At 71.6% G+C, this 25,180-nt stretch carries 29 protein-coding genes and 1 tRNA gene; 17 read left to right on the top strand and 13 right to left on the bottom strand.

Annotation, left to right across the window (positions count from 1 at the left end):
• The first annotated feature begins 17 nt into the window (after window positions 1–17).
• The 5 genes from P0592_RS06030 to katG all read left to right on the top strand — a co-directional run bounded on the left by P0592_RS06030 (window position 18) and on the right by katG (window position 6,494).
• A complete protein-coding gene (locus P0592_RS06030; RefSeq protein ID WP_276273378.1) occupies window positions 18–875 on the top strand; it encodes an acetylglutamate/acetylaminoadipate kinase in 858 nt (285 codons plus the stop codon).
• Window positions 872–1,999 carry an aspartate aminotransferase family protein gene (locus P0592_RS06025; protein ID WP_276273377.1) on the top strand — a complete coding sequence of 376 codons (1,128 nt, stop codon included), beginning with the start codon at window positions 872–874 and terminating at the stop codon, window positions 1,997–1,999. The genes P0592_RS06030 and P0592_RS06025 overlap by 4 nt, the downstream gene beginning before the upstream one ends.
• Window positions 1,996–3,051 carry a [LysW]-lysine hydrolase gene (locus tag P0592_RS06020; protein WP_276273376.1) on the top strand — a complete coding sequence of 352 codons (1,056 nt, stop codon included), beginning with the start codon at window positions 1,996–1,998 and terminating at the stop codon, window positions 3,049–3,051. The genes P0592_RS06025 and P0592_RS06020 overlap by 4 nt, the downstream gene beginning before the upstream one ends.
• A 2-nt stretch (window positions 3,052–3,053) precedes the next feature.
• Window positions 3,054–3,947 (top strand): ornithine carbamoyltransferase, encoded by an 894-nt coding sequence (argF, locus tag P0592_RS06015; protein WP_276273375.1) that lies wholly within the window; start codon window positions 3,054–3,056, stop codon window positions 3,945–3,947.
• Window positions 3,948–4,361: 414 nt separating this feature from the next.
• A complete protein-coding gene (gene katG / locus P0592_RS06010) occupies window positions 4,362–6,494 on the top strand; it encodes a catalase/peroxidase HPI (protein ID WP_276273374.1) in 2,133 nt (710 codons plus the stop codon).
• A 35-nt stretch (window positions 6,495–6,529) separates the two neighbouring features.
• On the opposite strand, the gene P0592_RS06005 is transcribed toward katG, so the two are convergent.
• Complete coding sequence (locus P0592_RS06005) at window positions 6,530–7,273, bottom strand: SDR family oxidoreductase (protein WP_276273373.1); 744 nt, start codon at window positions 7,271–7,273, stop codon at window positions 6,530–6,532.
• Window positions 7,274–7,553: 280 nt separating this feature from the next.
• Between P0592_RS06005 and P0592_RS06000 the strand changes: the two genes are divergently transcribed.
• The 5 genes from P0592_RS06000 (at window position 7,554) to P0592_RS05980 (ending at window position 10,484) form a co-directional block, all read left to right on the top strand.
• A complete protein-coding gene (locus tag P0592_RS06000; RefSeq protein ID WP_276273372.1) occupies window positions 7,554–7,805 on the top strand; it encodes a DUF8001 family protein in 252 nt (83 codons plus the stop codon).
• A gap of 49 nt (window positions 7,806–7,854) precedes the next feature.
• A complete protein-coding gene (locus P0592_RS05995; protein WP_276273371.1) occupies window positions 7,855–8,241 on the top strand; it encodes a helix-turn-helix domain-containing protein in 387 nt (128 codons plus the stop codon).
• Between the two features lie 83 nt (window positions 8,242–8,324).
• On the top strand, window positions 8,325–9,704 hold the full coding sequence (gene thrC / locus P0592_RS05990) for a threonine synthase (protein WP_276273370.1): 1,380 nt from the start codon (window positions 8,325–8,327) through the stop codon (window positions 9,702–9,704).
• Window positions 9,705–9,779: 75 nt separating this feature from the next.
• Complete coding sequence (locus P0592_RS05985; RefSeq protein ID WP_276273369.1) at window positions 9,780–10,070, top strand: hypothetical protein; 291 nt, start codon at window positions 9,780–9,782, stop codon at window positions 10,068–10,070.
• Window positions 10,071–10,484, top strand: a complete 414-nt coding sequence (locus P0592_RS05980; RefSeq protein ID WP_276273368.1) for a GIY-YIG nuclease family protein — start codon at window positions 10,071–10,073, stop codon at window positions 10,482–10,484.
• Window positions 10,485–10,514: 30 nt separating this feature from the next.
• Here P0592_RS05980 and P0592_RS05975 read toward each other — a convergent pair whose 3' ends face one another.
• Both P0592_RS05975 and leuS read right to left on the bottom strand, forming a co-directional pair.
• Window positions 10,515–10,721, bottom strand: coding sequence for a heavy-metal-associated domain-containing protein (locus P0592_RS05975; RefSeq protein ID WP_276273367.1), 207 nt, complete (start codon window positions 10,719–10,721; stop codon window positions 10,515–10,517).
• A gap of 74 nt (window positions 10,722–10,795) precedes the next feature.
• Window positions 10,796–13,447, bottom strand: coding sequence for a leucine--tRNA ligase (gene leuS / locus P0592_RS05970; RefSeq protein WP_276273366.1), 2,652 nt, complete (start codon window positions 13,445–13,447; stop codon window positions 10,796–10,798).
• Between the two features lie 140 nt (window positions 13,448–13,587).
• Here leuS and P0592_RS05965 point away from each other — a divergent pair, with 140 nt between their 5' ends.
• The gene (locus P0592_RS05965) at window positions 13,588–14,778 is read left to right on the top strand and encodes an inorganic phosphate transporter (protein ID WP_276273365.1); all 1,191 of its coding nucleotides are present in this window, start codon (window positions 13,588–13,590) and stop codon (window positions 14,776–14,778) included.
• On the opposite strand, the gene P0592_RS05960 is transcribed toward P0592_RS05965, so the two are convergent.
• The 3 genes from P0592_RS05960 to P0592_RS05950 form a co-directional block, all read right to left on the bottom strand.
• On the bottom strand, window positions 14,775–15,206 hold the full coding sequence (locus P0592_RS05960; protein ID WP_276273364.1) for a universal stress protein: 432 nt from the start codon (window positions 15,204–15,206) through the stop codon (window positions 14,775–14,777). The two genes, P0592_RS05965 and P0592_RS05960, sit on opposite strands and share 4 nt — an antisense overlap.
• Before the next feature lie 176 nt (window positions 15,207–15,382).
• Window positions 15,383–15,455 (bottom strand) — tRNA-Gln (locus P0592_RS05955).
• Window positions 15,456–15,532: 77 nt separating this feature from the next.
• Window positions 15,533–16,012 carry a GNAT family N-acetyltransferase gene (locus P0592_RS05950; protein ID WP_276273363.1) on the bottom strand — a complete coding sequence of 160 codons (480 nt, stop codon included), beginning with the start codon at window positions 16,010–16,012 and terminating at the stop codon, window positions 15,533–15,535.
• Window positions 16,013–16,112: 100 nt separating this feature from the next.
• Here P0592_RS05950 and P0592_RS05945 point away from each other — a divergent pair, with 100 nt between their 5' ends.
• Both P0592_RS05945 and P0592_RS05940 read left to right on the top strand, forming a co-directional pair.
• A complete protein-coding gene (locus P0592_RS05945) occupies window positions 16,113–16,721 on the top strand; it encodes an IMP cyclohydrolase (RefSeq protein WP_276273362.1) in 609 nt (202 codons plus the stop codon).
• Window positions 16,722–16,785: 64 nt separating this feature from the next.
• A complete protein-coding gene (locus P0592_RS05940; RefSeq protein WP_276273361.1) occupies window positions 16,786–17,484 on the top strand; it encodes a metallophosphoesterase family protein in 699 nt (232 codons plus the stop codon).
• Window positions 17,485–17,697: 213 nt separating this feature from the next.
• Here the strand turns inward: P0592_RS05940 and P0592_RS05935 are convergent, their stop codons facing one another.
• A complete protein-coding gene (locus P0592_RS05935; RefSeq protein ID WP_276273360.1) occupies window positions 17,698–18,873 on the bottom strand; it encodes an aspartate kinase in 1,176 nt (391 codons plus the stop codon).
• A 143-nt stretch (window positions 18,874–19,016) separates the two neighbouring features.
• Between P0592_RS05935 and P0592_RS05930 the strand changes: the two genes are divergently transcribed.
• Together P0592_RS05930 and P0592_RS05925 are read left to right on the top strand one after the other, a co-directional pair.
• The gene (locus P0592_RS05930) at window positions 19,017–19,415 is read left to right on the top strand and encodes a hypothetical protein (protein ID WP_276273359.1); all 399 of its coding nucleotides are present in this window, start codon (window positions 19,017–19,019) and stop codon (window positions 19,413–19,415) included.
• A gap of 40 nt (window positions 19,416–19,455) precedes the next feature.
• Window positions 19,456–19,710 carry a zinc ribbon domain-containing protein gene (locus tag P0592_RS05925; RefSeq protein ID WP_276273358.1) on the top strand — a complete coding sequence of 85 codons (255 nt, stop codon included), beginning with the start codon at window positions 19,456–19,458 and terminating at the stop codon, window positions 19,708–19,710.
• 6 nt (window positions 19,711–19,716) lie between these two features.
• Here the strand turns inward: P0592_RS05925 and P0592_RS05920 are convergent, their stop codons facing one another.
• Together P0592_RS05920 and P0592_RS05915 are read right to left on the bottom strand one after the other, a co-directional pair.
• Window positions 19,717–20,685 (bottom strand): YndJ family protein, encoded by a 969-nt coding sequence (locus tag P0592_RS05920; protein WP_276273357.1) that lies wholly within the window; start codon window positions 20,683–20,685, stop codon window positions 19,717–19,719.
• Entirely contained in the window at window positions 20,682–21,347 is a 666-nt protein-coding gene (locus tag P0592_RS05915; protein WP_276273356.1) for a DUF4166 domain-containing protein, read from the bottom strand. Before P0592_RS05915 ends, P0592_RS05920 begins: the two co-directional genes overlap by 4 nt.
• Window positions 21,348–21,446: 99 nt before the next feature.
• On the opposite strand from P0592_RS05915, the gene P0592_RS05910 reads away from it, so the two are divergent.
• Window positions 21,447–22,079: a rhomboid family intramembrane serine protease gene (locus P0592_RS05910; protein ID WP_276273355.1), complete on the top strand. Its 633-nt coding sequence runs from the start codon at window positions 21,447–21,449 to the stop codon at window positions 22,077–22,079.
• Here P0592_RS05910 and P0592_RS05905 read toward each other — a convergent pair whose 3' ends face one another.
• Window positions 22,080–22,817 (bottom strand): ribonuclease H-like domain-containing protein, encoded by a 738-nt coding sequence (locus P0592_RS05905; protein WP_276273354.1) that lies wholly within the window; start codon window positions 22,815–22,817, stop codon window positions 22,080–22,082.
• An 81-nt stretch (window positions 22,818–22,898) separates the two neighbouring features.
• Between P0592_RS05905 and P0592_RS05900 the strand changes: the two genes are divergently transcribed.
• On the top strand, window positions 22,899–23,276 hold the full coding sequence (locus tag P0592_RS05900) for a universal stress protein (RefSeq protein ID WP_276273353.1): 378 nt from the start codon (window positions 22,899–22,901) through the stop codon (window positions 23,274–23,276).
• On the opposite strand, the gene P0592_RS05895 is transcribed toward P0592_RS05900, so the two are convergent.
• From P0592_RS05895 to P0592_RS05885, 3 genes are all read right to left on the bottom strand, one after another.
• The gene (locus P0592_RS05895) at window positions 23,273–24,010 is read right to left on the bottom strand and encodes a ParA family protein (protein ID WP_276273352.1); all 738 of its coding nucleotides are present in this window, start codon (window positions 24,008–24,010) and stop codon (window positions 23,273–23,275) included. The two genes, P0592_RS05900 and P0592_RS05895, sit on opposite strands and share 4 nt — an antisense overlap.
• A gap of 63 nt (window positions 24,011–24,073) precedes the next feature.
• On the bottom strand, window positions 24,074–24,499 hold the full coding sequence (locus P0592_RS05890; protein ID WP_276273351.1) for an HIT family protein: 426 nt from the start codon (window positions 24,497–24,499) through the stop codon (window positions 24,074–24,076).
• A 47-nt stretch (window positions 24,500–24,546) separates the two neighbouring features.
• The gene (locus P0592_RS05885) at window positions 24,547–25,179 is read right to left on the bottom strand and encodes a uracil-DNA glycosylase (protein WP_276273350.1); all 633 of its coding nucleotides are present in this window, start codon (window positions 25,177–25,179) and stop codon (window positions 24,547–24,549) included.
• Between the last annotated feature and the right edge of the window lies 1 nt (window position 25,180).

Below are 25,180 nucleotides of genomic sequence, written 5' to 3'. Positions count from 1 at the left end.
CTCTGGAGTGATTCTCAATGACGGTCGTAATCAAAGTCGGTGGCGCTCGCGCGGTCGACCCCGCGGGGGCGCTCGCGGATGTGGCAACGCTCGTCGAAGAGGGCGAGGACGTCGTCGTCGTCCACGGCGGCTCCACGAAGGTCGACGAGACCCTCGAGCGGCTCGGCATCGACCCGGAGTACGTCGAGACGCCCGGCGGCGTCGTCGGCCGATTCACCGACGAGGCGACGATGGAGGCCTTCGAGATGGCCTTCGGTCACCTGAACACGCGACTCGTCGCTGGCCTCCAGAGCGAGGGGGTCGACGCCGTCGGCCTGAACGGCGTCGACGGCAAACTGCTGTACGGCCCCCGGAAGTCGGCCGTCCGGGTCGTCGAGGACGGCAAGCGGAAGATCCGCCGGGGCGACCACTCCGGCAGCATCAAGCAGGTCAACGGCGACCTGCTCGAATCGCTGCTGTCCGACGGCTACACGCCGGTCGCGGCACCGCCGATGGCTGGGAAAGACGGAGAGGAGGTCCTGGCGGTCAACACCGACGCCGACCGCTCGGCGGCGGCCATCGCCGCCGAACTCGACGCGACGCTCGTCCTCCTGACCGACGTCGCGGGCGTCTACGCCGACCCCGACGACCCCGACACCCTCATCGAGTCAGTCGAGACCGGCGACGACTGGGCCGCCCTCGAAGACGCGGCCGAGGGGTTCATGGGCCGGAAGGTGATGGCCGTCGAAGAGGCGCTCGGCGGTGGCGCACCAGAGGCCGTCGTGGCCGACGCCAACGCCGACGAGCCGATCCTGTCGGCGCTGTCCGGCGGCGGCACGCACGTCCACGCGAGCGCACTCGAAACCGAGACCGACGCCACGGAGGCCGAACAATGAGCGGATTCGTCTTCAACGAGAAACCCATCCCCATCGAGCGCGGCGACGGCGCGTACGTCTACGACGAGGACGGCACGGAGTACCTGGACATGGGCGCGTCCTACGCCTGCGTCCCGCTTGGCCACGGCCACCCCGCGGTCCGGTCGGCCGTCGCCGAGCAACTGGAGCGGCTCACCTACGTCCAGGCCTCCTACCCCAACGCCGAGCGGACGGCGCTGTACGACCTGCTGGCCGAGACGGCCCCGGACCCGCTCTCGAAGGTGTGGCTCTGTAACTCCGGCACGGAGGCCAACGAGGCGGCGCTGAAGTTCGCCCGGTCGGCCACCGGCGAGTCGAAGATCGTGGCGACGATGCAGGGCTTCCACGGCCGGACGATGGGAGCGCTGGCGACCACCTGGAAGGACAAGTACAAGAAACCGTACGAGCCGCTGATCGGCGACGTGGAGTTCGTCCCCTACGACGACAGCGAGGCGCTCTCCGAGGCCGTCGACGAGGACACCGCGGCGTTCATCGTCGAACCGGTCCAGGGCGAGGGCGGCATCAACCCGGCCAGCCGCGGCTACCTCGAAGCCGCCCGCGAGATCACCGAGGACGCGGGCGCGGCGCTGATCTTCGACGAGGTCCAGACCGGGATGGGTCGAACCGGCGCGCTCTGGAACTCCCAGCGGGCGGACGTCGCCCCCGATATGATAACCGCGGCCAAGGGCCTGGGCAACGGCCTCCCCGTCGGCGCGACGCTGTGTCGCGACTGGATCGCCGAGGACTACGGCTCCCACGCCTCGACGTTCTCCGGCGGGCCGGTGATCTCCGCGGCCGCCGGGGCGACGGTCTCGACGGTCGTCGAGGAGTCGGTGCCCGACAACGCCGCCGCCGTCGGCGACTACCTCCGGACGGAGCTGGCGGCCGCCATCGGCGACGAGGTGCGAGAGATCCGCGGCGAGGGGCTGATGATCGGCGTCGAGGTCGGCCGCGGGGCCAACAAGGCGCTGAAGCAACTCGCGCTCGAACACCAGATACTCGCGCTGCCGGCGGGCCGGACCGTCGTGCGCCTGCTCCCGCCGCTGACGATCGACGAGTCCCACGCCGACGCCGTCGTCGCGGCGATGACGGAGGTGGTGGGATGAGCGAGGCCGCGACCCGCGAGGCCGACACCGAGGCCCGCGACCTGCTGGAGGACGTCGTGCGCATCCCCTCGGTCTCGCGGAACGAGGGCGAGGCCGCCCAGCGGCTCGCCGACTTCTTCGAGGCCCACGACCGCGAGGTCTGGCTCGACGAGGTGGGCAACGTCCGCGCGCCGGCCGACGACGGCGTCCTGCTGACCTCCCACGTCGACACCGTCCCCGGCGACATCCCCGTCCGCGTCGAGGAGACCGACGACGGCGCGGTGCTGTGGGGCCGGGGCAGCGTCGACGCGAAGGGGCCGCTGTGCGCGATGGCCGTCGCGGCCGTCCGGACCGGGGCCTCCTTCGTCGGCGTCGTCGGCGAGGAGGTCGACTCGACGGGCGGCCGCCACCTCGTCGCGGACCGCGACAGCGAACCCGACGCCGTCATCAACGGCGAACCGTCCGGCTGGGAGGGGATCACGCTCGGGTATCGGGGCCTGCTGGGCGGCACCTACGTCGCCACCAGCGAGTCCGGCCACTCCTCGCGCCCGGAGAACAACGCCATCCAGGACGCGATGGACTGGTGGACCGCCGTCGACGACGAGTTCGCCCACGACGAGTGGCACCCGGTCTTCGAGCGGGTGACGTGCAAGCCCGTCGACTTCCGGGGCGGCATCTCCGAGGACGGCCTCTCCGTGGAGGCGACGATGGACGTCCAGCTCCGGGTGCCCCCGGAGTACACCACCGACGAGATCCGGGAGATCGCCGACGGCTACCTCGACAACGGCACCGTCAACTGGAACGACAAGGTCGAGCCCGTGATGCAGAGCCCCCGGACCAGCGTCGCCCGGGCGTTCCGGGCGGCCATCCGGGACCACGGCGGCGAACCCCACCTGCTTCGCAAGACCGGAACCAGCGACATGAACGTCTACGCGAAGGCCTGGGACTGCCCGATGGCGACCTACGGCCCCGGCGACTCCGACCTGGACCACGCGCCGAACGAACACATCGAACTCGCGGAGTACGACCGCTCGGTGAGCGTCCTCGAAGACGTGACCGACCGCCTCCTGTGACCATGCACCTGCTCGACGTCGACGACCTCACGACCGACGAACTGACCGCCGTGCTCGACCGCGCGGCCGAGATCAAGGCCGATCCGGCCGCCTACGAGGACACCCTCGACCAGCAGACGCTGGGGATGATCTTCGAGAAGCCCTCGACGCGGACGCGGGTCTCCTTCGAGACGGGGATGACACAACTGGGCGGCCACGCGGTCTTCCTGGGCCCCGACGACATCCACCTGGGCCACGGCGAACCGGTCAAGGACACCTCGCGGGCGCTCTCGCGGTACGTCGACTTCGTGATGGCCCGCGTGTTCGACCACGCCGACGTGGTGGAGCTGGCGGAGTACGCCGACGTGCCCGTCATCAACGCCCTGACCGACGACGCTCACCCCTGTCAGACGCTGGCGGACCTGCTGACGATCTACGAGGCCTTCGGCACCTTCGACGTGGACGTGGCGTGGGTCGGCGACGGTAACAACGTCTGCCAGTCGTTCGTCCTGGGCGCGGCGATGAGCGGGATCGACCTCACCGTCGCCACGCCCGAGGGCTACGGCGTCGACGAGGGGGTACTGAAACGCGCGGAGGGCTTCGGCAACGCCCCCGAGACGACCCACGACCCGGAGGCCGCCGTCGCGGACGCCGACGTGGTGTACACCGACGTCTTCGTCAGTATGGGTCAGGAAGACGAGCGCGAACAGAAGCTCGCGGACTTCGATGGGTTCCAGGTGACGACCGACCTGCTGGGCGACCGCACGCTGATGCACTGCCTGCCCGCCCACCGCGGCGAGGAGGTCACCGACGACGCCATCGAGAGCGACAACGCCGTCGTCTGGGACCAGGCGGAGAACCGGCTGCACGCGCAGAAGGGGCTGCTGGCGTGGCTGGCGGGGAGCCGAACGGAGTGAGGGTCCCCGGACGCGAGCGGCGTAGCCGCGAGCAGTGATGGGGAACGCGGCGTAACGGCGACTGACTCCCGCGAGCGAACGGCGTGAGCGAGCGCTTTCCCCAGGTTTTTGCCGCGAGTGGTGCCCGCAGCGAGCGGAGCGAGCGAGGACACCCGAGCGGGAAAAGGTGGCTCCCTGACCGGGCGGAGAACCGGCTGCACGGACGGGAGGGGCCGCCGGCGTGGGTGACCGAGAGCCGAACGGAGCGAGGGTCCCCGGGGCGCGACCCGCCCGCTCGCCGCGTATCCATCACTGCCGCCGGCGTAACCACGCTCACGCCCCATATTTATATACCGAAAATATCGTTTGTGATCTGCGAAGGATTTGTTTCCGTCTTAGACACAATTATAAGTCGAAGGCGTCAACCGCTCGCGTATGAGCGAGTCCGACCAGGACTGGTGGCCCAATCAGCTGAGCCTGGACATCCTCGACGCGAACGCGCGGGATGTCGACCCGAGAGACGAGGAGTTCGACTACGCCGAGGCGTTCCAGGACCTCGACCTCGAGGAAGTGAAAGCCGACATCGAGGACGTGATGACGACCTCCCGGGACTGGTGGCCCGCCGACTACGGGCACTACGGCCCGCTGTTCATCCGGATGGCCTGGCACAGCGCCGGCACCTACCGGACGGCCGACGGCCGCGGCGGTGCGGCCGGCGGGCGACAGCGCTTCGCGCCGCTGAACAGCTGGCCCGACAACGCGAACCTCGACAAGGCGCGCCGACTGCTCTGGCCGGTCAAGCAGAAGTACGGCCGCAGCCTCTCGTGGTCCGACCTCATCGTGCTGGCCGGCAACGTCGCCATCGAGTCGATGGGCGGCAAGACGATCGGCTTCGCCGGCGGCCGCGAGGACGCCTTCGCCCCCGACGACGCCGTCGACTGGGGGCCGGAGTCGGAGATGGAGACCAACGAGCGCTTCGACGAGCCCGGCGAGATCGAGGAGGGGCTCGGGGCGTCCGTGATGGGGCTCATCTACGTCAACCCCGAGGGCCCCGACGGCCAGCCCGACCCCGAGGCGTCGGCGAAGAACATCCGGCAGACGTTCAGCCGGATGGCGATGAACGACGAGGAGACGGTCGCGCTCATCGCCGGCGGCCACACGTTCGGGAAGGTCCACGGCGCGGACGACCCCGAGAACCTCGGCCCCGAGCCCGCGGCCGCCCCCATCGAGAAGCAGGGACTGGGCTGGGAGAACGACTACGAGTCCGGCAAGGGTGCCGACACCATCACAAGCGGCATCGAGGGACCGTGGACCCAGTCGCCCGTCGAGTGGGACATGGGCTACCTCGACAATCTGCTGGACTACGAGTGGGAGCCCGAGAAGGGTCCCGGCGGCGCGTGGCAGTGGACGCCCGCGGACGGGGAACTGGAGGACACCGTCCCGGACGCCCACGATCCCGACGAGCAGCGCACGCCGATGATGCTCACGACGGACATCGCGCTGAAGGAGGACCCGGACTACCGCGAGATCGTCGAGCGGTACCAGGACAACCCGATGGAGTTCGGCATCAACTTCGCGCGGGCCTGGTACAAGCTGACCCACCGGGACATGGGTCCGCCCGAGCGGTTCCACGGCCCGGAGGTCCCCGACGAGGAGTTCGTCTGGCAGGACCCGATCCCCGAGGCCGACTACGACCTGATCGACGAGGAGGCGGCCGCCGACCTGAAGGCGGAGATCCTCGACTCGGACCTCTCGGTCTCCGAGCTGGTCGAGACCGCGTGGGCGTCGGCGTCGACGTACCGCGACAGCGACAAGCGCGGCGGCGCGAACGGCGCGCGGATCCGGCTGGAACCCCAGCGGAGCTGGGCGGTCAACGAGCCCGACCAGCTGGCGACCGTGCTGGACACGCTCGAAGAGATCCAGACGGCGTTCAACGAGTCCCGCGACGACGACACGCGGGTCTCGCTGGCCGACCTGATCGTGCTGGGCGGCAACGCGGCCGTCGAGCGGGCGGCCGCCGAGGCCGGCCACGACGTCGAGGTGCCGTTCGAGCCCGGGCGGACCGACGCCACGCAGGAGCAGACCGACGTCGAGTCCTTCCAGGCGCTGAAACCCGACGCCGACGGGTTCCGGAACTACCGGTCCGACGACGCCGACCGGCCGGCCGAGGAACTGCTGGTCGACAGGGCGGACCTGCTGGACCTGACGCCGGCGGAGATGACCGTGCTGGTCGGCGGGCTGCGGGCGCTCGACGCCACCCACGGCGACGACGACCACGGGGTCCTCACCGACCGGCCCGGGACGCTGACCAACGACTTCTTCGTGAACCTGCTGGGGATGGACTCCGACTGGGTGCAGGTCGGTGACAACCGCTACGAGATCCGCGACCGCGACACCGGCGAGGTCGAGTGGACCGCGACCCGTGCGGACCTCATCTTCGGCTCCCACGCCCGCCTGCGCGCGCTCGCGGAGGTCTACGCCGCCGACGACGCCGAGGAGACGTTCGTCTCCGACTTCGTCGACGCGTGGCACAAGGTGATGACCCTCGACCGCTTCGACCTAGAGTAGGTCGACGCAGTCACCGGTGCGCTCTCCCCCGCCGCTCAGAACCCGCCGAACTTGTCCCGCCGGTAGACGTCGATCTCGTTGACGGTCGTCGGGGGTTCCTGTGCGAGCGCGAAACCGACGGCGTCGGCCACCTCCTCGGGCTCGGTCACCTCGCCGGGGTCGAACCGCTCGGTGAACGGGTCGCCCTCCTCGCTGCCGAACTCCGACCGGACCTCGGTGGGGTTGACGACCGTGACGCCGACCCCGTCGCCGCCGACCTGGCCGGCGAGGCTCGCCGCGAACCCGCGGACCCACCACTTCGTCGCGGCGTAGACGGGGTTGAACGGGCGGGGGTACTGCCCGGCGAAACTGCCGATGAACACCAGCACACCGTCGCCCTCCCGGAGGTGCGGGAGCGCCTCGCGGGCGGTGTAGAAGGCACCCTCGACGTTGACCTGCTGCATCGTCCGGAACTCCTCGTCGGTCATCGTCTCGACGTCGCTCCCGCGAGCGAGGCCGGCGTTGACGACGACGCCGTCCAGCGATCCGAGGGCGTCGACGGTGGACTCGACGGCGGCGGCCACCGCGGCGCTCTCGCTCACGTCCGCGGGGACGACGTGGGTGTCGACGCCGTGGTCGGCGGCCACCGCGTCGGCGACGTCGCGCAGCCGCTCCTCGCGGCGGGCCAGCAGCGCGACGTCCCCGCCGGCGTCCGCGACGCGCCGGACCGTCGCCGCGCCGATGCCCGAACTCGCACCCGTGACCAGTACCGTCTGTCCGGCCAGTGTGTCGGTCGCCATAGCTACTCTCGCGTCCCGACGGAACATAGCGATTGCGGGACGGTGGTACGGCACACGGTGACGTGGATCGAACCTCCACCCGAAACGCTACCCTTTCCGCTACGTTCGAGAACGGTTCACACACGAGTTCGTGTTCCGGCTCCACCCGAAACCGTTCCCTTTCCGGCGCGTTCGGGACCGGTTCACGTCCGAGCGATCCGGTCGTCGGGACTGGCCGGTGCCGACGGAGCGGACCCGATCCAGCCGACAGTTAAGGAGGTGGAAGCGGTAGTACCTCCGGATGGAACCACTGGTCGTCGACGCGGGCGAGGCCACGACCGACGACATCCTCGACGCGCTGGAGTCGGGGCGGCGCGTGATCGTCCGCACGCAGTTCCTCGGGGAGGCCCACGAGGTGACGCTGCGGTACGACGGCGTCTGGTACTGCGACACGCCGACGCGCCTGCACAAGCACGACTCGCGCGAGGAGATGCGGACCTGTCTGGAGCGACAGGGGTACGCGTCCGGCGGTGACGGCGACGCCACCGGGTGAGCCGCGGGTAACGCGGCCGCTTATGCGTGTGCCACGCCTATCCGTGGCCATGACCGCCGACCCCGCAGCGGAGTCCTTCGAGGACCTGATGCCCGACGAGGACCCGAACCTCGACGAGGTGATGGCCTGTGTCTTCGGCATCCAAGCCCACGAGGTCCGGACCTACCGGACGCTGCTGGACAACCCCGGCAGCACCGTCGCGGAACTGGCGACCGCCCTCGACCGCGACCGTTCGAACGTCAACCGGTCGCTGTCGACGCTGCGCGACCGGGGGCTGGCCAGCCGCGAACGCCGGCTCCTCGACGGCGGCGGCCACGTCTACCAGTACACCGCGACGCCGCTGGCCGAGGCCCGCGACCTGATGCACGAGGCCCTGGACCAGTGGACCGCGGCGGTCCACGACCGCATCGACGAGTTCGACGCCAGCGACGCCTGAGCCGTCGACGCGGGCCGCGCCGATCGGCCGTCCACGGCGCGTAACCGTCCGACTTTTGCCCGGTGGGGCCGTGCCTCCCGGTGATGGCCGACCTGCAACTCACCGACGACGTGCCGCCGGTCGCCGACGACGGCGTCTGGCTGGCCTGCATCGAGTGTGGCGAGACGTTCGCCCCCTTCGAGGCAGTCCGGTACACCTGCGACGACTGCGACGGCCTCCTCGAAGTTCGCTACGCGGACCTCCCCACCTTCGAGGACTTCGAGGGACGGGGCGTCTGGCGCTACAGCGACGCGCTCCCCTTCGACGAGGGGGTCTCCCTGCCCGAGGGCGACACGCCGCTGCACCGGGTCCCCCGGCTGGAAGCGGAGGTCGGCGTCGAGAGCCTGCGGGTCAAACACGAGGGGATGAACCCCACCGGCTCGTTCAAGGACCGCGGGATGACCGTCGGCGTGCGGGTCGCCCAGGCGGTCGGGGTCGACCGGCTGGCCTGTGCCTCGACGGGGAACACCTCCGCGGCGCTGGCCGCCTACGGCGCTCGCGGCGGGATGGAGACGCTCGTCCTCCTGCCCGAGGGGAAGGTCGCGGCCGGCAAGATCGCACAGGCCGCGCTCCACCAGGCCCGCATCCTCGAGGTCGACGGCAACTTCGACCAGTGTCTCGACCGCGTGCAGGACCTCGCGGCCCGCGGCGAGGCGTACCTCCTGAACTCGCTGAACCCCTTCCGCCTGGAGGGCCAGAAGACCATCGGCCTGGAGATCCTGGAGGCCCACTACGAGGACTACGGCGAGTACCCCGACCGCATCGTCCTGCCGGTCGGCAACGCCGGCAACACCGCCGCGCTGTACAAGTGCTTCCGCGAACTCGTCGCGGCCGGCGCGATCACCGAGGAGCAGGTGCCGAAGATCACCGGCGCACAGGCAGAGGGGGCCGCCCCGATGGTCGAGGCCATCGAGGAGGGCTACGACGAGACCCGTCGCTGGGAGGACGTCGAGACCCGCGCGACGGCCATCCGCATCGGCAACCCGGTCAACGCCCCGAAGGCCCTGCCCGGCATCCGCGAGACCGGCGGCACCGCCGTCGCCGTCTCGGACGAGGAGATCACCGCGGCCCAGCGAGACCTCGCCGGCGAGGGCGTCGGCGTCGAACCCGCCTCCGCGGCGTCGATCGCCGGCCTGCGGAAACTCCGCGAGCAGGGGGTCGTCGAAGACGACGAGTCCGTCGTCTGTCTCACGACCGGCCACCTGCTGAAAGACCCCGACGCCGCCGCCGAGGCCGGCGCAGAGCCCGAGCCGGTGCCCAACGACACCGACGCGATCCTGGAGTACGTCGACGACTCGCGGTCGGTCGCCGAGACGGTCCGGCGGGGGACGTCCAAGGCGGCCGACTCGCCGCTGGTCCCGGCGCTGATCGCCGGCGGGCTCGGCGTCGCCTACCTCTACCGGCGACTCCGGTCGAAGGAGTGACACCGGGGCCCGCCCCCTTCGACACTTTTCACCAGGTCCAGAACGCATACGTGGCCCCGCGCCCTGGACACGGACATGTCCGACCTCACCGACGACCTGACCGACGCGTTCAGCGAGGCGACCGACGAGGAGACCGCCGCGACCGCCGCCGAGAACGTCGCGGCCTTCGCCGAGCAGTACGACGAGGACCTGACTGCCGACGACGCGCTCGACACCCTCGCGGAGGCCCCCTACGACGACTTCGAACACCGGTTCAACTGGCTCGTCGGCGAACTCGCCGCCGGCGAGGAGGACTGCACCGACACCCGCGAGTTCCGGCTGGGCGGCTACGACGAGTTCGCGGCCGACCCCGATATGGCCGCGTAGATGGCCGGCGGGACGTACACGCTGCTCGTCGAGCGGCCCAGTGGCGGCACCGTCGAGGTCGGGGCGCTCGGCGACCTGTCGCTGCCGGCGGGGTGGTACGCCTACACCGGCAGCGCGCTGGGCAGCGGCGGGTTCGCCCGCGTCGACCGCCACCGCGCCGTCGCCGCCGGCGACAACGACGCCCGCCACTGGCACGTCGACTACCTGCTGGGGGCCGACGGGACACGGGTCGACACCGTCGTCACGACCGAGGCCGACGCCGAGTGTGCGGTCGCCCGGAAACTGGGCGAGCGGTTCGACGGCGTCGACTCCTTCGGCTGTTCGGACTGTGGCTGTCGCTCGCACCTCTACCACCACGAGAACCGCGCCACGCTCTCGGCAGCCGTCGAGCGCGCCCACGCCGACGCCGCGTGACGCCGATCCGCCCGCGGTCGACCGGCCGTGTCAGTCCTTCAGCTCGTAGCCGAGTTCGCTGAGCGCGTCGACGATGGACTGGTCGTCGACGCCGTCCTCGGACTCGACGGTCACCTCGCCGGTCTCGCTGTCGGCGACGGCGGACTTGATGCCGGTGACGCCGGTGAGTGCACCCTCGACCGTCTCCTCTGACTCCTCGGTCTCTATCCCGGTGACGCCGAGCGTTCGCTGTCGCATAGGCGAGCGTAGCCCGTCGAGTCCCAAAAACGCGAGGCCGGCAGCTGCAACGGTGGTCGGCCGAGAGTGCCCCGCTACGCGATGTGGATGGCGGGCCGGTTCGGCCGGGCGTTCCGGGCTCGCTCGGTCCCCGTCTCGGCGCGGTGGACCCGCACCTCGGCGTCGAACTCGTCCTCGAAGAGCCACGCGGCCTGGGAGAGCACGTCGAGTTCGTGGTCGCCGTCGACGATCGGTTCGAGGCCGGCCCGGTCGGCCAGGTCGGCGGCGAACTCCGCCGCGGCGTCGCCGTGCTCCCGGAGCGACTCGTCGCCCATCACCGCCGCGACCACGTCGTCGGCGTCGGCCTCGCCGCGCTCGACGGCGCGGGCGCGCTCGTAGGCCTCGTACTTCCAGTCCTCGGCGACGGCGATCTCGATGGTCTCGGGGGCGTCGATGTCGACCATCCCGAGGATGTCCCGGACGTCGGCCAGCGTCGCCCGGACGACCTGCCGCTCGATTCGGTGGTCGTCGACGTCCCGGAACGGCTCGGGCCAGTCGGCGGTGACGACCAGCCCGTCCTCGTCGAGCAGGCTCCACAGCTCCTCGGCCAGGTAGGGAGCGATGGGAGCGAGCAGCTTCGTCAGGACGCGCAGCCCCCGCCCGTAGGCGAACCTGTACGGTTCCGCGTAGCCCGCGTACCGCCGCAGCAGGCGGGCGAACCGCTGGAGTTCGCCGACGACGCGGTGGAAGCGGAAGCGGTCGTACTCCTCGGTGACGGCGGCGACGGTGCGGTCGATCTCGCGTTCGAGGTAGGCGTCGTGGGGGGCGCTGTCGGTTCGGGTGGGGGTCTCGCTCCCGGCGTAGTCGGCGACCATCCCGTAGACGTCCTGCTGGAACTCGTAGGCCGTCGAGACGTCCTCGGCGGTCCACTCGAAGTCCTGGGCGGGGTGGGCCGCCGAGAGGACGAACAGCCGCGTGGTCTCGGCCCCGTACTCGTGGGGCGCGATGTCGTTGCCCGCGGACTTGGACATCTTCTCGCCGCCGTGGAGCACCGTCCCCTGGTTGATGAGCCGCTCGACCGGTTCGCGCCGCTCGAGCAGCCCGAGGTCGGCCAGCGCCCGCGTGAAAAAGCGGATGTACAGCAGGTGGAGCACGGCGTGTTCCTCGCCGCCGACGTAGACGTCGACGGGCAGCCACTCGTCGGCGGTGTCCTGGTCGAAGGGCGCGGTCTCCAGGTGTGGCGAGAGGTACCGCAGGAAGTACCACGAGGAGTCGACGAAGGTGTCCATCGTGTCCGTCTCCCGGGTCGCCGCCCCGCCACACTCCGGGCACTCGGTCGCCTTCCACTCCTCGGCCGCGTCCAGCGGATTGCCGGTCGTCTGGACGTACTCCGGGAGTTCGACGGGCAGGTCCTCGTCGGGGACCGGCACCCGGCCGCAGTCCCCGCAGTGGACCATCGGGATCGGGGTGCCCCAGTAGCGCTGCCGGGAGATGAGCCAGTCCCGCAGGCGGTAGGTCGTCGCCTCGCTGGCGGCGTCGTGGGCCAGCAGGCGCTCGCGGGCGGCCGCGCTCGCGAGGCCGTCGTACTCGTCGCCGGTGGCGAGCATCCCCTCGTCGGTGAAGGGCTCGGCGGGCAGGTCGGTTCCGCTGCCGTCGACGGGTTCGACCACCTGTTCGACGGGGAGGTCGTGCTCGCTCGCGAACGCGTGGTCGCGCTCGTCGTGGGCGGGCACGCCCATCACCGCGCCCGTCCCCACGTCGTCGAGCACGTAGGCGGCGACGTACACCGGGATCGACTCGCCCGTGTAGGGGTTGGTCGCGGTCAGACCGGTGTCGACGCCGCTGCGGCCGGCGTCGTCCGTGCCGGCGACGCTCTCGACGTACTCGGCCACCGCGTCGTCGGACTCGGCCAGGTCCCGGACGACCTCGTGGCCGGGGGCCAGCGCGAGGTAGGTCGCCCCGTGGACCGTGTCCAGTCGCTTCGTGAACGCCGTCACCTCGCCGTGGCCCTCGACCGCGAAGGCGACCTCGGCACCCGACTGACGGCCGATCCAGTTTCGCTGGCTGTCCCGGACCCCCTCCGGCCACCCCTCCAGGTCGTCCAGCCCGTCGTACAGCTCGTCGGCGTAGTCGGTGATCGTGAAGAACCACTGGTCCAGCTCCCGGCGCTCGACGCCGGTGCCACACCGCCAGCAGACGCCGCCGTGGGCGTGGTCGTGACCCGACTCGGTCTCGACCTGGGCGTCGGCCAGCACCGTCTCGCAGTCGGGACACCAGTTCACCGTCGCGGCGTCGTACTCGACGAGGCCGGCGTCGTGCAGGCGGGTGAACAGCCACTGGTTCCAGCGGTAGTAGTCGGGGTCGCAGGTGGTGATCTCCCGGGACCAGTCGTACCCGAAGCCCATCTCCTGCAGGTCGTCGCGCATCCGCTCGATGCAGGTCCGGGTCCAGGACTCGGGATCGGTGTCCCGCTCGTAGGCCGCGTTCTCGGCCGGGAGGCCGAACGCGTCCCACCCCATCGGGTGCAACACGTCGTCGCCGGCCATCCGCCGGTAGCGGGCGTGGGCGTCGGTGATGGCGTAGTTGCGGATGTGGCCCATGTGCAGCGACCCGGAGGTGTAGGGGAACATCCCGAGGACGTACGTCCGGTCGCCGTCGGCGGGGTCGGGACACTCGTAGACGCCCTCCCGCTCCCAGACGTGCTGCCAGTACTCCTGGACCCGTGTGTGGTCGTAGCGGCGCGACATTCGATACCGGGGAGTCCGTCGCCCGCCCGTATGAGTGTTCGGCCCACACCCGCCGGTTCGCGCGGGAACGCTTATCGCCCCGTCGTGTGAACTCCCTGTGATGAACGACTCCCGACCCGCTCCGGAGGGCTGACTCGCAGGTGGTAGACGTCCTCTTCTGGGCGCTGGTCGCGCTCGCGACGCTGACCGGGCTCGTCACCGCGTGGGCGCTCGGTGCGAACAGCAACTCGCCGCCCTTCGCCCCGGCGATCGGTGCCAACGCCATCTCGACGATGCGGGCCGCCTTCCTCATCGGCATCCTCGCCGCGCTGGGCGCGCTCACGCAGGGCGGCAGCATCTCCGAGACGGTCGGCGCGGGTCTCATCGGCGGCGTCCAGATCACGTCGCTGGCGGCGACGGCGGGGCTGCTGACCGCGACGGCGTTCATGGCCTTCGGCGTCTACACCGGCTACCCGGTCCCGGCCGCCTTCGCCACGACCGGCGCGATGATCGGCGTCGGGCTCTCGCTGGGCGGCGCGCCGGTGTTCGACACCTACCGGCGCATCGCCCTGTTCTGGGCGCTCGTCCCGCCTGTCTCGGGCGGCCTCGCCTACCTCACCGCGACGGTGCTCCGCCGGGACGACATCCCCGAGACCGTCGGCGTCCCGCTGCTGGCGGCCGTCGTCGGTGGCATCGTCGCCAACGTCGAACTGAGCGTCCTGCCCGCGCCACCCGGCGCGGCCCAGAACTCCCTGGCCGGCGTCGCCGCGCTGTTCGTCCCGGTACCCGGCGTCGCCGCCCTCGCGACCGCCACGCTGGCCGCCGCGAGCTTCCTGTTCATCCGCCGGCGCACCCAGGCGTCCGTCGAGCGGGGCATCCGCACGTTCCTGGTCGTCCTCGGGGCCGTCGTCGCCTTCTCCAGCGGCGGCTCGCAGGTCGGCCTCGCGACCGGCCCGCTGGAGAACCTCTACCGCGCCGAACTCGGACTCCCGGGCGTCGTGCTGCTGACCGTGGGGGCCGTCGGCATCCTCGGCGGCGCGTGGATGGGCGCGCCCCGTCTCCTGCAGGCGACCGCCCGCGAGTACGCCCAGCTGGGGGTGCGCCGCTCCATCGCGGCGCTGGTCCCGGGGTTCATCATCGCCCAGGTCGCGATCGCGCTTGGCATCCCCATCTCGTTCAACAACATCATCATCTCCGGGGTCATCGGCGGCGGGCTGGCCGGCGGCTCCGCGGGCGTCTCACGCCGGAAGATCGGCGTCACGATCGGGTTCTGGGTCCTGACGCTGGTCAGCTCCGTCGCCCTCGGGTTCGGCGTCTACCGCCTCTTCGCGACCGTGCTGGGGCTGGCCTAGCGCACCACCGTCACCGTCACCGGTGCCTCGCCGACGACCGTCGTCGCGACCGTCCCCAGCAACCGCCGCGCGAGGTCGCTGCGGTCGCCGCCGTGGCCGCCCATCACCACCTGATCCACGTCGTGGGCCGCGACGTAGTCGAGGATGGTCTCGGCGGGGTCGCCCGTCGCCACGACCGTCTCGACGGTCCGGTCGGCCTCGGCGGCCCGCCGTGCCGCGTCCTCGACCAGCCGGTCGGCCCGGGCCGTCGCCGCCTCGCGGCGTTCTTCGCCCGGTTCCAGGACGCCGCCCTCGCTCATCCCGCTGTCGATGGGCTTGACGACGTTCAACACCGTCACGCGGCAGTCGAACGTCGCCAGCGCGTGGGCCAGTGCGTCGTCGGCCAGCGGCGACCCGTCCAGCGGCACGAGGACGTGTTCGGGCGACATACCCTACCTCCGTGACGGAGGCTCAAGTAGCCGGGTGGTGCCGCGGCTCGCGGCCCAGCGTCGGAGAGAAGTAGTCCGTCCTGGATTCGAACCGACGGCAGACTCGCGGTGCTCGTCTGCCGGGGTTCGAATCAGGCGTCACGACGCCGTCGCTCCCGGACTGGTCGCGACAGAAGTAGTCCATCCTGGATTCGAACCAGGGTCGAAGCCCCCAGAAGGCTTCAGGATTGGCCGCTACCCCAATGGACTGAGCGCACCAGACCGTACCCGGTGGTGCCTTGTAAGCGTTGCGCGATCAGTCCGGGTCTGTGACACGACAGCAGGCGTCACAGCGACTTCTCGAAGAACAGCAGCGTCGTGTCCGCGGGCTCGACGTACTCCCGGCCGATCCGCTCGTAGCCGTGGTGCTCGTAGAACGCGACGGCGGCGTCCTGGCCGAGCGCGGCGTCCAGCTCCACCCGCTCGAAGCCCCGCTTGCGGGCGCGGGCCTCCAGCCCGTGGAGGACGCGCGTGCCGTACCCCCGGCGCTGGCAGGCGGGGTCGACACGCAGCCGTCGGAGGACGACGGCCTCGGGGTCGGACAGATGTGGCTGGAACGCGCCCGTCGCCACCACCTCGCCGCCGCGCTCGCCGACGAGGAACTCGCCGCCCGAATCGATGTACTCGCTCTCTACCGTACGGAGATCCGTGTCCCGGTGGACGGACGCCTCGTCGTCGCCGCCGGCGTCCCGGAGCGCCCGGACGTGGAGGTCCCAGACGGCGTCGGCGTCGGCGGGGTCGTACCGGCGGAGGGACAGGTCGGTCACGGCGGCCGTTCGACCGGCCGACACTTCAACGGGGGCGACGGCGGCAACCCCGTCGCCGAACATCGACACGGCTATGCGGCGCTGGCCGCCACCAGCGCGTATGTACGTCGGACGCTTCGTCGTCGTCAGCCCGCGCGTCGGTGCCTACCGCGTCTCCTCGCGGTCGTTCCCAAACCGCCGGGCCGTCCAGCGCGACGGGACCGTCACCGTCGAACCGACCCCCGACGCCCCGGAGACGGACAACCCCTACATCTCCTACAACGGAGTCAGGGTGACCGACCGCGGTGCCGTCGTGGGCAACGGCTCCCACGTCGACCCGATCGCCGAGAAGCTCGCACTGGGCTACCCGGCGCGGGACGCCGTCGCCGAGCCGCTGCTGGCGCTGGACTTCGAGAAGGACGACTACGACACCCCCCGCGTGGCCGGCGTCGTCGGCGTCGACGGGTCGGACCCGACGACGACCGCCGACGGTCCGGGTGCGGTCGTCGGGACGGTCCGGCGGGACGCGCTGCTCGTCGAGGAGGTCGCCGAGCCGACGCTGGTCGCGACCTACGAGGCGGACAGCCCCACCGCATTCGACCTGGCCGCCGACGACGCCGCGGGGGCCGCCCGCGAGGTCTACGACCACGAGTACGAACACGCGGTCTGTGCCGCCGGCGTCGACGGCACCGTCGGCGACTTCGACGTGGCCGTCTACAACGGCGAGTGAGGGGGCGGCACACGGACTGAGCTAGTGGCACCACTCAAGACCCCCCACCTGTTAGGGCGACGTAATGAAGGTTGGCGTCATCTCCGACATCCACGGGAACAGGGTCGCGCTGGCGGCGGTGCTGTCGGACATGCCTCCCGTCGACCGACTGCTCTGTGCCGGCGACGTGGTCGGCTACAACCCCTGGCACGCCGACTGCGTCGACGCGATGCGGGGCACGTCCGCCGGCCTCCCCGAGGGCGTCCCCTGGCCGGACGACGAGGTCCCGACGGTGATGGGCAACCACGACCGCGCCGTCGCCGACGAGACGCCGTTCGCGTTCAACAGTATGGCCAGGGCCGGCGTCGAACACGCCGTCGGGCAGCTCTCCGAGGCGCAACTGGACTGGCTCGCGGCCCTGCCCGAGCAGCGGCGGGCGTGTGACGGCCGCGTGAAGCTCGTCCACGGCCACCCCGACGACCCCGACCACTACACCTACCCCGAGGAGTTCGGACCGGACCTGCTGGGCGACGAGGACGTGCTCGTGATGGGCCACACCCACCACCAGTACCACGAGGTGTACGACGCGGGAGTCGTGCTGAACCCCGGCAGCGTCGGCCAGCCCCGCGACGACGACCACCGCGCGGCCTACGCGGTCCTCGACCTCGACGAACTGGCCGTCGAGGAACGCCGCGTCGAGTACGACACCAGCGCCGTCATCTCGGCCGTCGAGGAGGCGGGCCTCCCCAGACAGATCGGCTTCCGACTGACGCAGGGCCGGTAGCCGGTCGCGGAGCCGGGCGGTAGCGGTCGCGGGTACAGTGGGGTCGCAGTTGCGGGTAGCTATCGCGGTTATCGAGCATCCGCGGCGCTTCGCGCCGCGTTTCACCGGTCGCGCGGAGCGTGCCGGCGGTTTTCCCACGCCTTTGCCAGGAGCGGTGCCCGCAGCGCGGCTTCGCCGCGCGAGGCCACCCGACGACGTGAAAAAGTGGGGTCCTTAGAAGACGTCCTGGATCAGTTCCAGCGCCTGCTCGCGGTCCGCCCAGGGGACGAACACGGAGACGCTGGTCGCGGAGGTGATGACGTCGTAGAGGTGGATGTGGGCGTCGGCCAGCGGTTCGACGACGCGGTAGGGGAGCGCGGCCTGGTTCGGGTCGCCGCCGGTGACCCGGATGACGGCGATCTCGTCTTCCACGGTGACCGAGGAGAGGGCTTCGTCCTCGACGATCTGCTCGTGGAGCAGCGCCTCGACCTCGTCGGCGTCGTCGCCGTCGACGTAGAACGTCAGCGAGTCCATCCCGGAGGAGTTGGCCTCGATGTTGATGTCCGCGTCGCCGATGGCCGAGGAGAGCTGCGCGAGGATGCCGGGGCTGTTGCGGATGGCGCGGCCGGCGACGGTGACACAGCACAGCGGGTTCTCCTGGAGGTCGATGAGGTTCTGGAACTCGCCCTCGATGGAGGTCCCGCCCCGCAGCAGGTCGTCGTGCTGGTAGTGGACGACCCGGACCCCAAGGTCGGCGTCCTTGTACGACAGCGCGGAGGGGGCGACCACCTCGGCCCCGCGGAACGACAGCGAGCGGAGTTCGTCGACGCTGATCTCGCCGACGTTGCGCGCGCCCTCGACGACGCGGGGGTCGCCGGTCATGACGCCCTCGACGTCGGTGACGATGACGACCTCGTCGGCGTCCATGTAGTTGCCCAGCATCACGGCCGTCGTGTCCGACCCGCCTCGGCCCAGCGTCGTGACGTTGCCGCCGTAGTCCTCGGCCAGGAAGCCGGTGAGGACCGGGACGACGTCTTTCATCTGTCCCGCCAGCGCGTGGGCGCGTTTCCTCGTCTCCTCGACGTCGACCTCGCCGTACTCGTCGGTGATGATGGGCCAGTCCTCGCTCCCGGGTTCGAGGAAGACGGCCTCGATCCCCCGGGCGGCCAGCGCGCCCTTCAGCATCCGGACGGAGGTGCGTTCGCCCATCGAGACGATCTCGGCGCGGTCCTCGTCGGCGGCGTCGTACTCGATCCCGTCGAGCAGTTCGTCGGTCGTGTTGCCCATCGCCGAGGCGACGACGCCGACCTCGTGGCCCTGCTCGACGGCCGCCGCGATGGAGTCGGCGGCCCGGTTGATGCGGTCGCCGTTCCCGAGGCTCGTCCCCCCGAACTTGGCGATTACGCGCATACGACCACCTGCACCGTGCGAACGTGAGTCATTGCCAGCGCGTTGGCAGTCGCTCGGGATAACTGTGTTCATCTGCTTCGGTTCGGGGACCGCGCCGGGGCCCCGACACACCGTTTAATAGCGTGTGGCTCCGACCCACGGGTATGGAGATACGCGACGCCGTCGAGGCCGACGCCGGGCGGCTCGCAGAGCTCGCGGACAGCCCGCCGGACGTGATGCGCAACCTCGTCCACGACCGGACGGTCCGCGTCGCGACCGAGGAAGACACCATCGTCGGGTTCGTCAGCTACGACGCCAAACAGGGGACCGTCCACGTCACACAGCTCGCCGGGTCGGCCGACGCCTGCGAGCGGTTGCTGGCCGAGCCCATCGCCTTCGCCGAGCGCGAGCGGATGGACGTGGAGCTGCTGGTCCCCGACGGGGAAGACGCCGTCGAGACCGCCGTCGAGTCCGTCGGTTTCACGCGGACCGGCACCGGTCCGCAGTTCGAGGGCGAACCGACCGCCCGCTATCGGCTCGACCCGGGTCGCGCCGAGCAGTAACCACCACAAAGCGTATTCTGCCGTCCCGCACACTGCCGCTATGGACCGCGCCGACGCGCTCGTCTCGGCCACCCTCGTCGCCCTGCTCGCCGTCGCCGTCGTCGGGTTGCTCTTCCTCGGACCGGTCGGCTGGGGACTGGCGGCGTCGCTGGTGGTGGCCGGGCTCGTCCTCGCGCAGTACAGCGGCGTCTTCGGGGCGGCGACGTCGACCGAGCGACGGAACTGCGGGGACTGTGGGGCACCGAACCGGCTCGACCGCGAGGCCTGTCGGCACTGCGGCGCGTCGCTAGAGTGAGCGTGGTCACTCGCCGGTCGCGTCCGGCACCGCCAGCCGCCACCCGACCGTCCCGAGCAGGCCGAACCCGAAGGCGTTGAGCGAGCCGTGCAGCGCCACCATCGTCGCGAGGTCCAGCCCCAGCGACCAGCCGGTGAACGCCGAGACGCCGTAGCCCAGCGCCAGCGCCATCGAGAGCGGCAGCGCGAGCGCCGACACCGCGAGCAGGACTGCCTGCGGGCGCGGTCGCGTCGGCGCGACCCACAGGAGGACGTGTCCGCCGAACAGCGCGACTGCGACGGTGAAGACGCCGACGGCGACCACCTCGACCAGCGGCGAGAACGAGATGCCGACGGCGATCAGTGCCGGTCCGACGACGATCACGCCCGCGACGCGGCGGAACAGTCGGTCGTCGCTTCCGCCGGCACACCGGCCCGTCAGCCCGGTCAGCACCGGCAGGAGGAACCCGGCGTAGTGGAAGTGTACCGCGGTCAGGAAGACGATGGCGGCGTCGAACCAGAACGTCACCCCGAGGTGGTGGAGCAACAGCGCCGTCGCGCCGACCGGGAGGTACGCGAAGCCGGCGTCGGCGGCCGTCTCGGGGAGCGCGAGCCCGCCGCGAGCGCGGGTCCGCAGGACGGCGGCGAATCCGATCGCGGCCGCCACGAGCAGCCACGGCGTCGCCAGCGCGGCCGCCGGCACACCGCCGACCGGGAGCGCCAGCGACGCGGCGAGCAGGACAGCCCCGACGGGCTGGAGCCACGCCGCCGCGCCGACGAGTCGCCCGGCCGCCCCGCCGAACGCCGCCGTCGCCGCCATCCCGAGACCGAGCGGGACCAGCACGAGCGGTGCGAGCGCGAGCGCACGCTCGACCGGGCCGAACGTCCCGGCGGCGACGAGGGCAGTCCAGAGCACAGCGCCCCCGACGGCGCTGGCGTCCGTGACCGCGACGCCGGGCACCTCCCCTCCGATTGCGCCCTCGGCCCCGTCGCTCATCGCGGCGGCAGGTCCGGCAGGCCGGCCAGCGGTCGGAGGTCGCCGACCGCCTCGCGCCCGGTCATCGCCTGCGTGAACGACCCGCGGTAGCTGAGGACGTGGCCCGCCAGCGCGTTCTCGACGGTGGCGAGGACGTGGTAGCGCTCGTCGGTCTCGTCGTAGCGGTCCCGGACCTCGACGCCGGCCGCGAGGAAGCCGGGCAGCCGGTGGTAGTCGCCGTCGCGGTGGAGCCACTGGCGGCCCGCCTCGACGACCAGCGCGCCGGCCTCGACGCGGGGGTGCAGTTCGGTCGCGATCGGCCCGCCCCGGCCGAGGAAGTCCAGCAGGCGCTCGCCGCGCTCGTCCCACACCGTCACGGAGTCGAAGCGGCGGCGCTTGCCGCCGAACTCGAAGGTCCGGCGGGTCGTCATCGCCTCGTGGCCGTCGAGTTCGTACCCGACGGTGGTCACCGAGAACGGGACCCCGTGGCCGGCCTCCGGGAACAGCATGTCGCGACTGGCCATCGCGTACAGCGCCGGGAGGACGTGGGTCCCGCGGGTGATGTCCATCTCGCCCTGCCCGACGGTGACCCCGTCGTCGGGGCCGGTGCTGTACCGCTCCCGGACCTTCGGGTGGAGGGCCGCCGCGTCGTCGCCGAGTGCGCGTTCGTAGACGCCGGTCATCCCGTCGACGTTCGACCCGGGCACGGATAACGGTGGCCGCCGGCCGCGGCGGCGGTCGCCCACCCGTAATTTCACGTGGCTCGGCCGCCAATACCGGGTATGCGCAGTCCCTCCGAGAGCCCCACCGTGGTCACGCTGGGGCTGCTTGCGGTCGTCTTCGCCTGCCAGCAGGTCGTCGGACTGGTCGCTCCCCAGCGCGCCCCGTTCGCCCTGTCGAACCCGCTGTTCGCACAGCCGTGGACGATCGTGACGAGCGTCTACGCCCACGCCGGGGTCGGACACCTGCTGGCCAACGCCGCGGCGCTGGCGCTTGCCGGCCTCCTGCTGGAGCGGGTGACGACCAGCGCCCGCTTTCACGCCTTCTTCGTCTCCGTCGGGGCGCTCTCGGGCGTCGCACAGGTCGCGGCCGTCGGCGTCCTCGGCTCGCTCGTGCCCGGCCTGCCCGGGCACGTCAGCGTCCTCGGGGCCAGCGGTGCCGTCTTCGGGCTGTTCGGCTACCTGCTCGGCGGGAACCGGGTCACGGAGACGGTCGTCGGGGGGTTCAACCTCTCGGGCCGCACCCAGCTGGCCGTCGCGGCGGTGCTGGCGGCGGCCGTCACCGTCGCGACCGCCAACCCCGGGGTCGCGCTGATCGCGCACTTCACCGGCCTCCTGCTGGGCTTTCTCGCCGGCCGGACGCACCTGCTGCGGCCCGAGGACGGTGCGACCGTCGACGACGCGCCGGCGGCTTGACTACCCCTCGAAGACCCGCTCGTCCAGCCGGCCGGTCACCTCGTCGGCCAGCGTCCGGAGGTTCACCGTGTCCTCGCGGTTGTACGAGACCAGCGTCTCCAGCGCGCCGTCCCGACCCCGCTCGTGTTCGCGCCACAGGCGGACGGCGTCTTTCCCGGAGATGTCCGGCCGGTCGCGCTCGATGCCGACGGCCCCCTCGATCTCCTTCAGCCCGCCCGTGAGATCGAGCTGCCGGCAGGTGTACATCAGGTCGAGGTGGGGGCGGTCGAGGTCGACGTCGAAGTTGTGTTCGAGGAAGGGGACGTCGAAGCGCTTGCCGTTGAACGTCACCAGGAGGTCGGCGTCGGCGAAGGCCGCCCGGAGGTTCCCCGCGGTGAGGTCGTCGCCGGCCACCAGCGTCTGCGTGTCGCCGTCCTGGTGGAGGCTGACCGTCGTCACCCGGTTCCGGCGCTCGTCTAACCCCGTCGTCTCGATGTCGAAGAAGCAGGCCCGGTCGCGGAACGTCTCGTAGAGCCGCCAGCGCTCGCCGCTGGGGAACCGGCTGTCGAAGAACGCGACGTCCTCGTCGTCGAGGTGGTCGTACCCCTCGTCGATGAACTGCGCGATGCGGTCGCCGCGCTTCCCGCCGACGACGCCGGGCTCGAACTCGTCCCAGTGGGTGACCCCCTGCCGCCAGATGGACCGCTCGGTCTGCTCGCCGACGCCGTCGACCCCGATGAAACTGTTCTCGACGCGCACGCGTCCCGGTAGCGCGAGCCCGTACGTAAGTTCGTCGCTCGGGCCGGAACCGCCAAGGCCCGCCGGCCCGGAGCGACGGCCATGACCGACTTCCTCGTCGCCACCGCGTCGGTCCACGTCACCGCCGCGGCCGCCGACTACCTCCAGCCCCGCCTCGACCCCAGCGAGGACAGCGTCGTGGTCGTCGCCGTCGACGAACCGGACGCCCCCGACCGGGACGCCGCCGACGCCGCCAACGTCGCCCGCTCGCGGCTGGCCGCCGCGATGCCCGCGACGGAGACGCGAGCGGGCGACCCCGTCGCGGAACTGCGCGCCGCCGTCGCGGAACACGACCCCGACGAGGTGATCCTGGGGCCACACGGCGGACGCGAGGGCGACGACGGGCTCGGGTCGACCGCCCGCGGACTGCTGGCGGCGCTCGACCGGCCCGCCGTGGTCGTCCCGTTCCCCGAGCGCTAACCGGTCAGGCGCTCGACGAGGCCGGGGTCGGGGAACTCGACGTCGAGGGTCACGTCGAGCAGGCCCTCGGCGGCGACGGCGGCCGCCGGCGCGAGGTCCCGTTCCGGGTCCAGCGCCGTCGGGACCGGTGCCGACGGAGCGGCCGCCGGGAGCCCGTAGTCGGCGTCGGGCACCTCGACGGCACCCGCCGCGTCCACCCGGGTCGCCACGACGGCGTCGGCCGGCGCGTCCACGTCGCGCAGCCGGCCCCGCTGTCTCGGGAGCAGGTCGACGCCCCGCTCGGTCGCCGGCGCGACAAGCGCCGTCCGGTCGGCGGCCGAGACGGCGGCGACGGCCTGGTTGGCCGCCACCGGCGGCACGTCGATCAGGACGTGGTCGAACCGCGAGACGGCGTCCGTGACGGCACGTTCGAAGGCCTGTGCGGCCGCCGGCGTCTTCGCGCGAGCGAGCCGCTCGAAGGGCGCGTGAGCCGGGGCGATCGCCACCCTCCCCGGCGCGTCGATCCCCCAGTCGGCCAGCGCCTCGGCCAGCGGGTCGTCGTCGGCGACGACGGCGGTCAGGTCGGTCGGGATCCGGTCCCCGACGTGGGTCGCCAGTCCCTGCGTGGCGTAGGCCGCGTCGAGGACGCCCACCGAGCGCCCGTCCCGGGCCAGCGTGGCCGCCAGTTCAAGCGTCGTGCGTGTCGTCCCGGCACCGCCGGTCGCCCCCGCGAGTGCGAGTGTGCGAACCCCCATACCGTTCACTGGATAACGGCCTGGAATAAAAGGCTACGGGTCTCCGTCGGACCGCCGTCCGTCTCAGTCCCGCTCGGCCTCGATGGCCGCCTCGACGTCGTCCAGCTCCGCGTCCGAGAGGTCGGGCCGGTCCCCGAACAGCGAGTGGATCGGGCGGCCGCCGTCGGACTCGAACCGCGGGACGATGTGGCAGTGGGCGTGGGGGACCTCCTGGCCCGCCGCCTCGCCGTTGTTGAACGCCACCGTCGTTCCGGGGGCGTCGACGGCGGCCTCGACGGCCGGCGTCAGGTCGTTGACCGCCGCGAACACCGCCGCGGCCACGTCGCTCGGCATCTCGCCGACCCGCTCGTGGTGGGCCTTCGGGATGACGAGCGTGTGTCCGCGTGCCAGCGGGTTGGCGTCGAGGAACGCCAGCACGGTGTCGTCCTCGTAGACCGTGCGACTCGGGATCTCGCCGTCGACGATCTGACAGAAGATGCAGTCGTCCATGTCCGGCGGTGTGGCCGGCGAGCGTATGAAGGTTTCTCCGCCGGCGGTCACGCGGGACCGTCGCCGGCGGCCTCGGCCACCGTCGCCGCGATGGCGTCGACGTACTCGGCGCGGTCGTAGCCCAGTCGCGAGAGCCACACCTCCTGGTAGCTCGGGTGCAACAGCGGGACGACGGGGACGCCGAGCGTCTCGCTCTCGCTGACGGTGAGCACGCTGTCGAGGAAGCCCGCCAGTTCCGCGTCGTCAAGCGCCAGCACCGTCCGCGTGGCGTGTTTCCCGGTCGGCAGCACCGCCCGCGGCGCGACGGTCTCGACCTCGCCGACGAGGTACGGCCGGCAGTTCGCCAGCTCCGCGTCGGTCGGGTCGCGGTTCCCGGGCGGGTGGCACTTCACCGCGTTCGTGAAGTAACAGTCGTCGTGGCCGAAGCCGGCGTCGGACAACAGATCGCGGATCTTCCGGCCCGACGCCCGCGAGGTGTAGGCCAGCCCGGTCAGGTTGCCGCCGCGCCACTCGTCGGCGTCGGGGTCGCCGGCTGCGGGGGCCTCGCCGACGACGACCACGTCGGCCTCCAGCGGGCCGTTGCCCCACGAGATGCACTCGCGGCTCTCGGCGAGTTCGGGACAGCGCCGGCAGTCCGCCGCCAGCGCGTGCCGGTCGTCCTCGGCCGGGAACCGCGCCACG

Source organism: Haloarcula litorea, assembly GCF_029338195.1.
GTDB lineage: Archaea > Halobacteriota > Halobacteria > Halobacteriales > Haloarculaceae > Haloarcula > Haloarcula litorea.
This window is presented reverse-complemented; position numbering and strand designations above follow the sequence as displayed.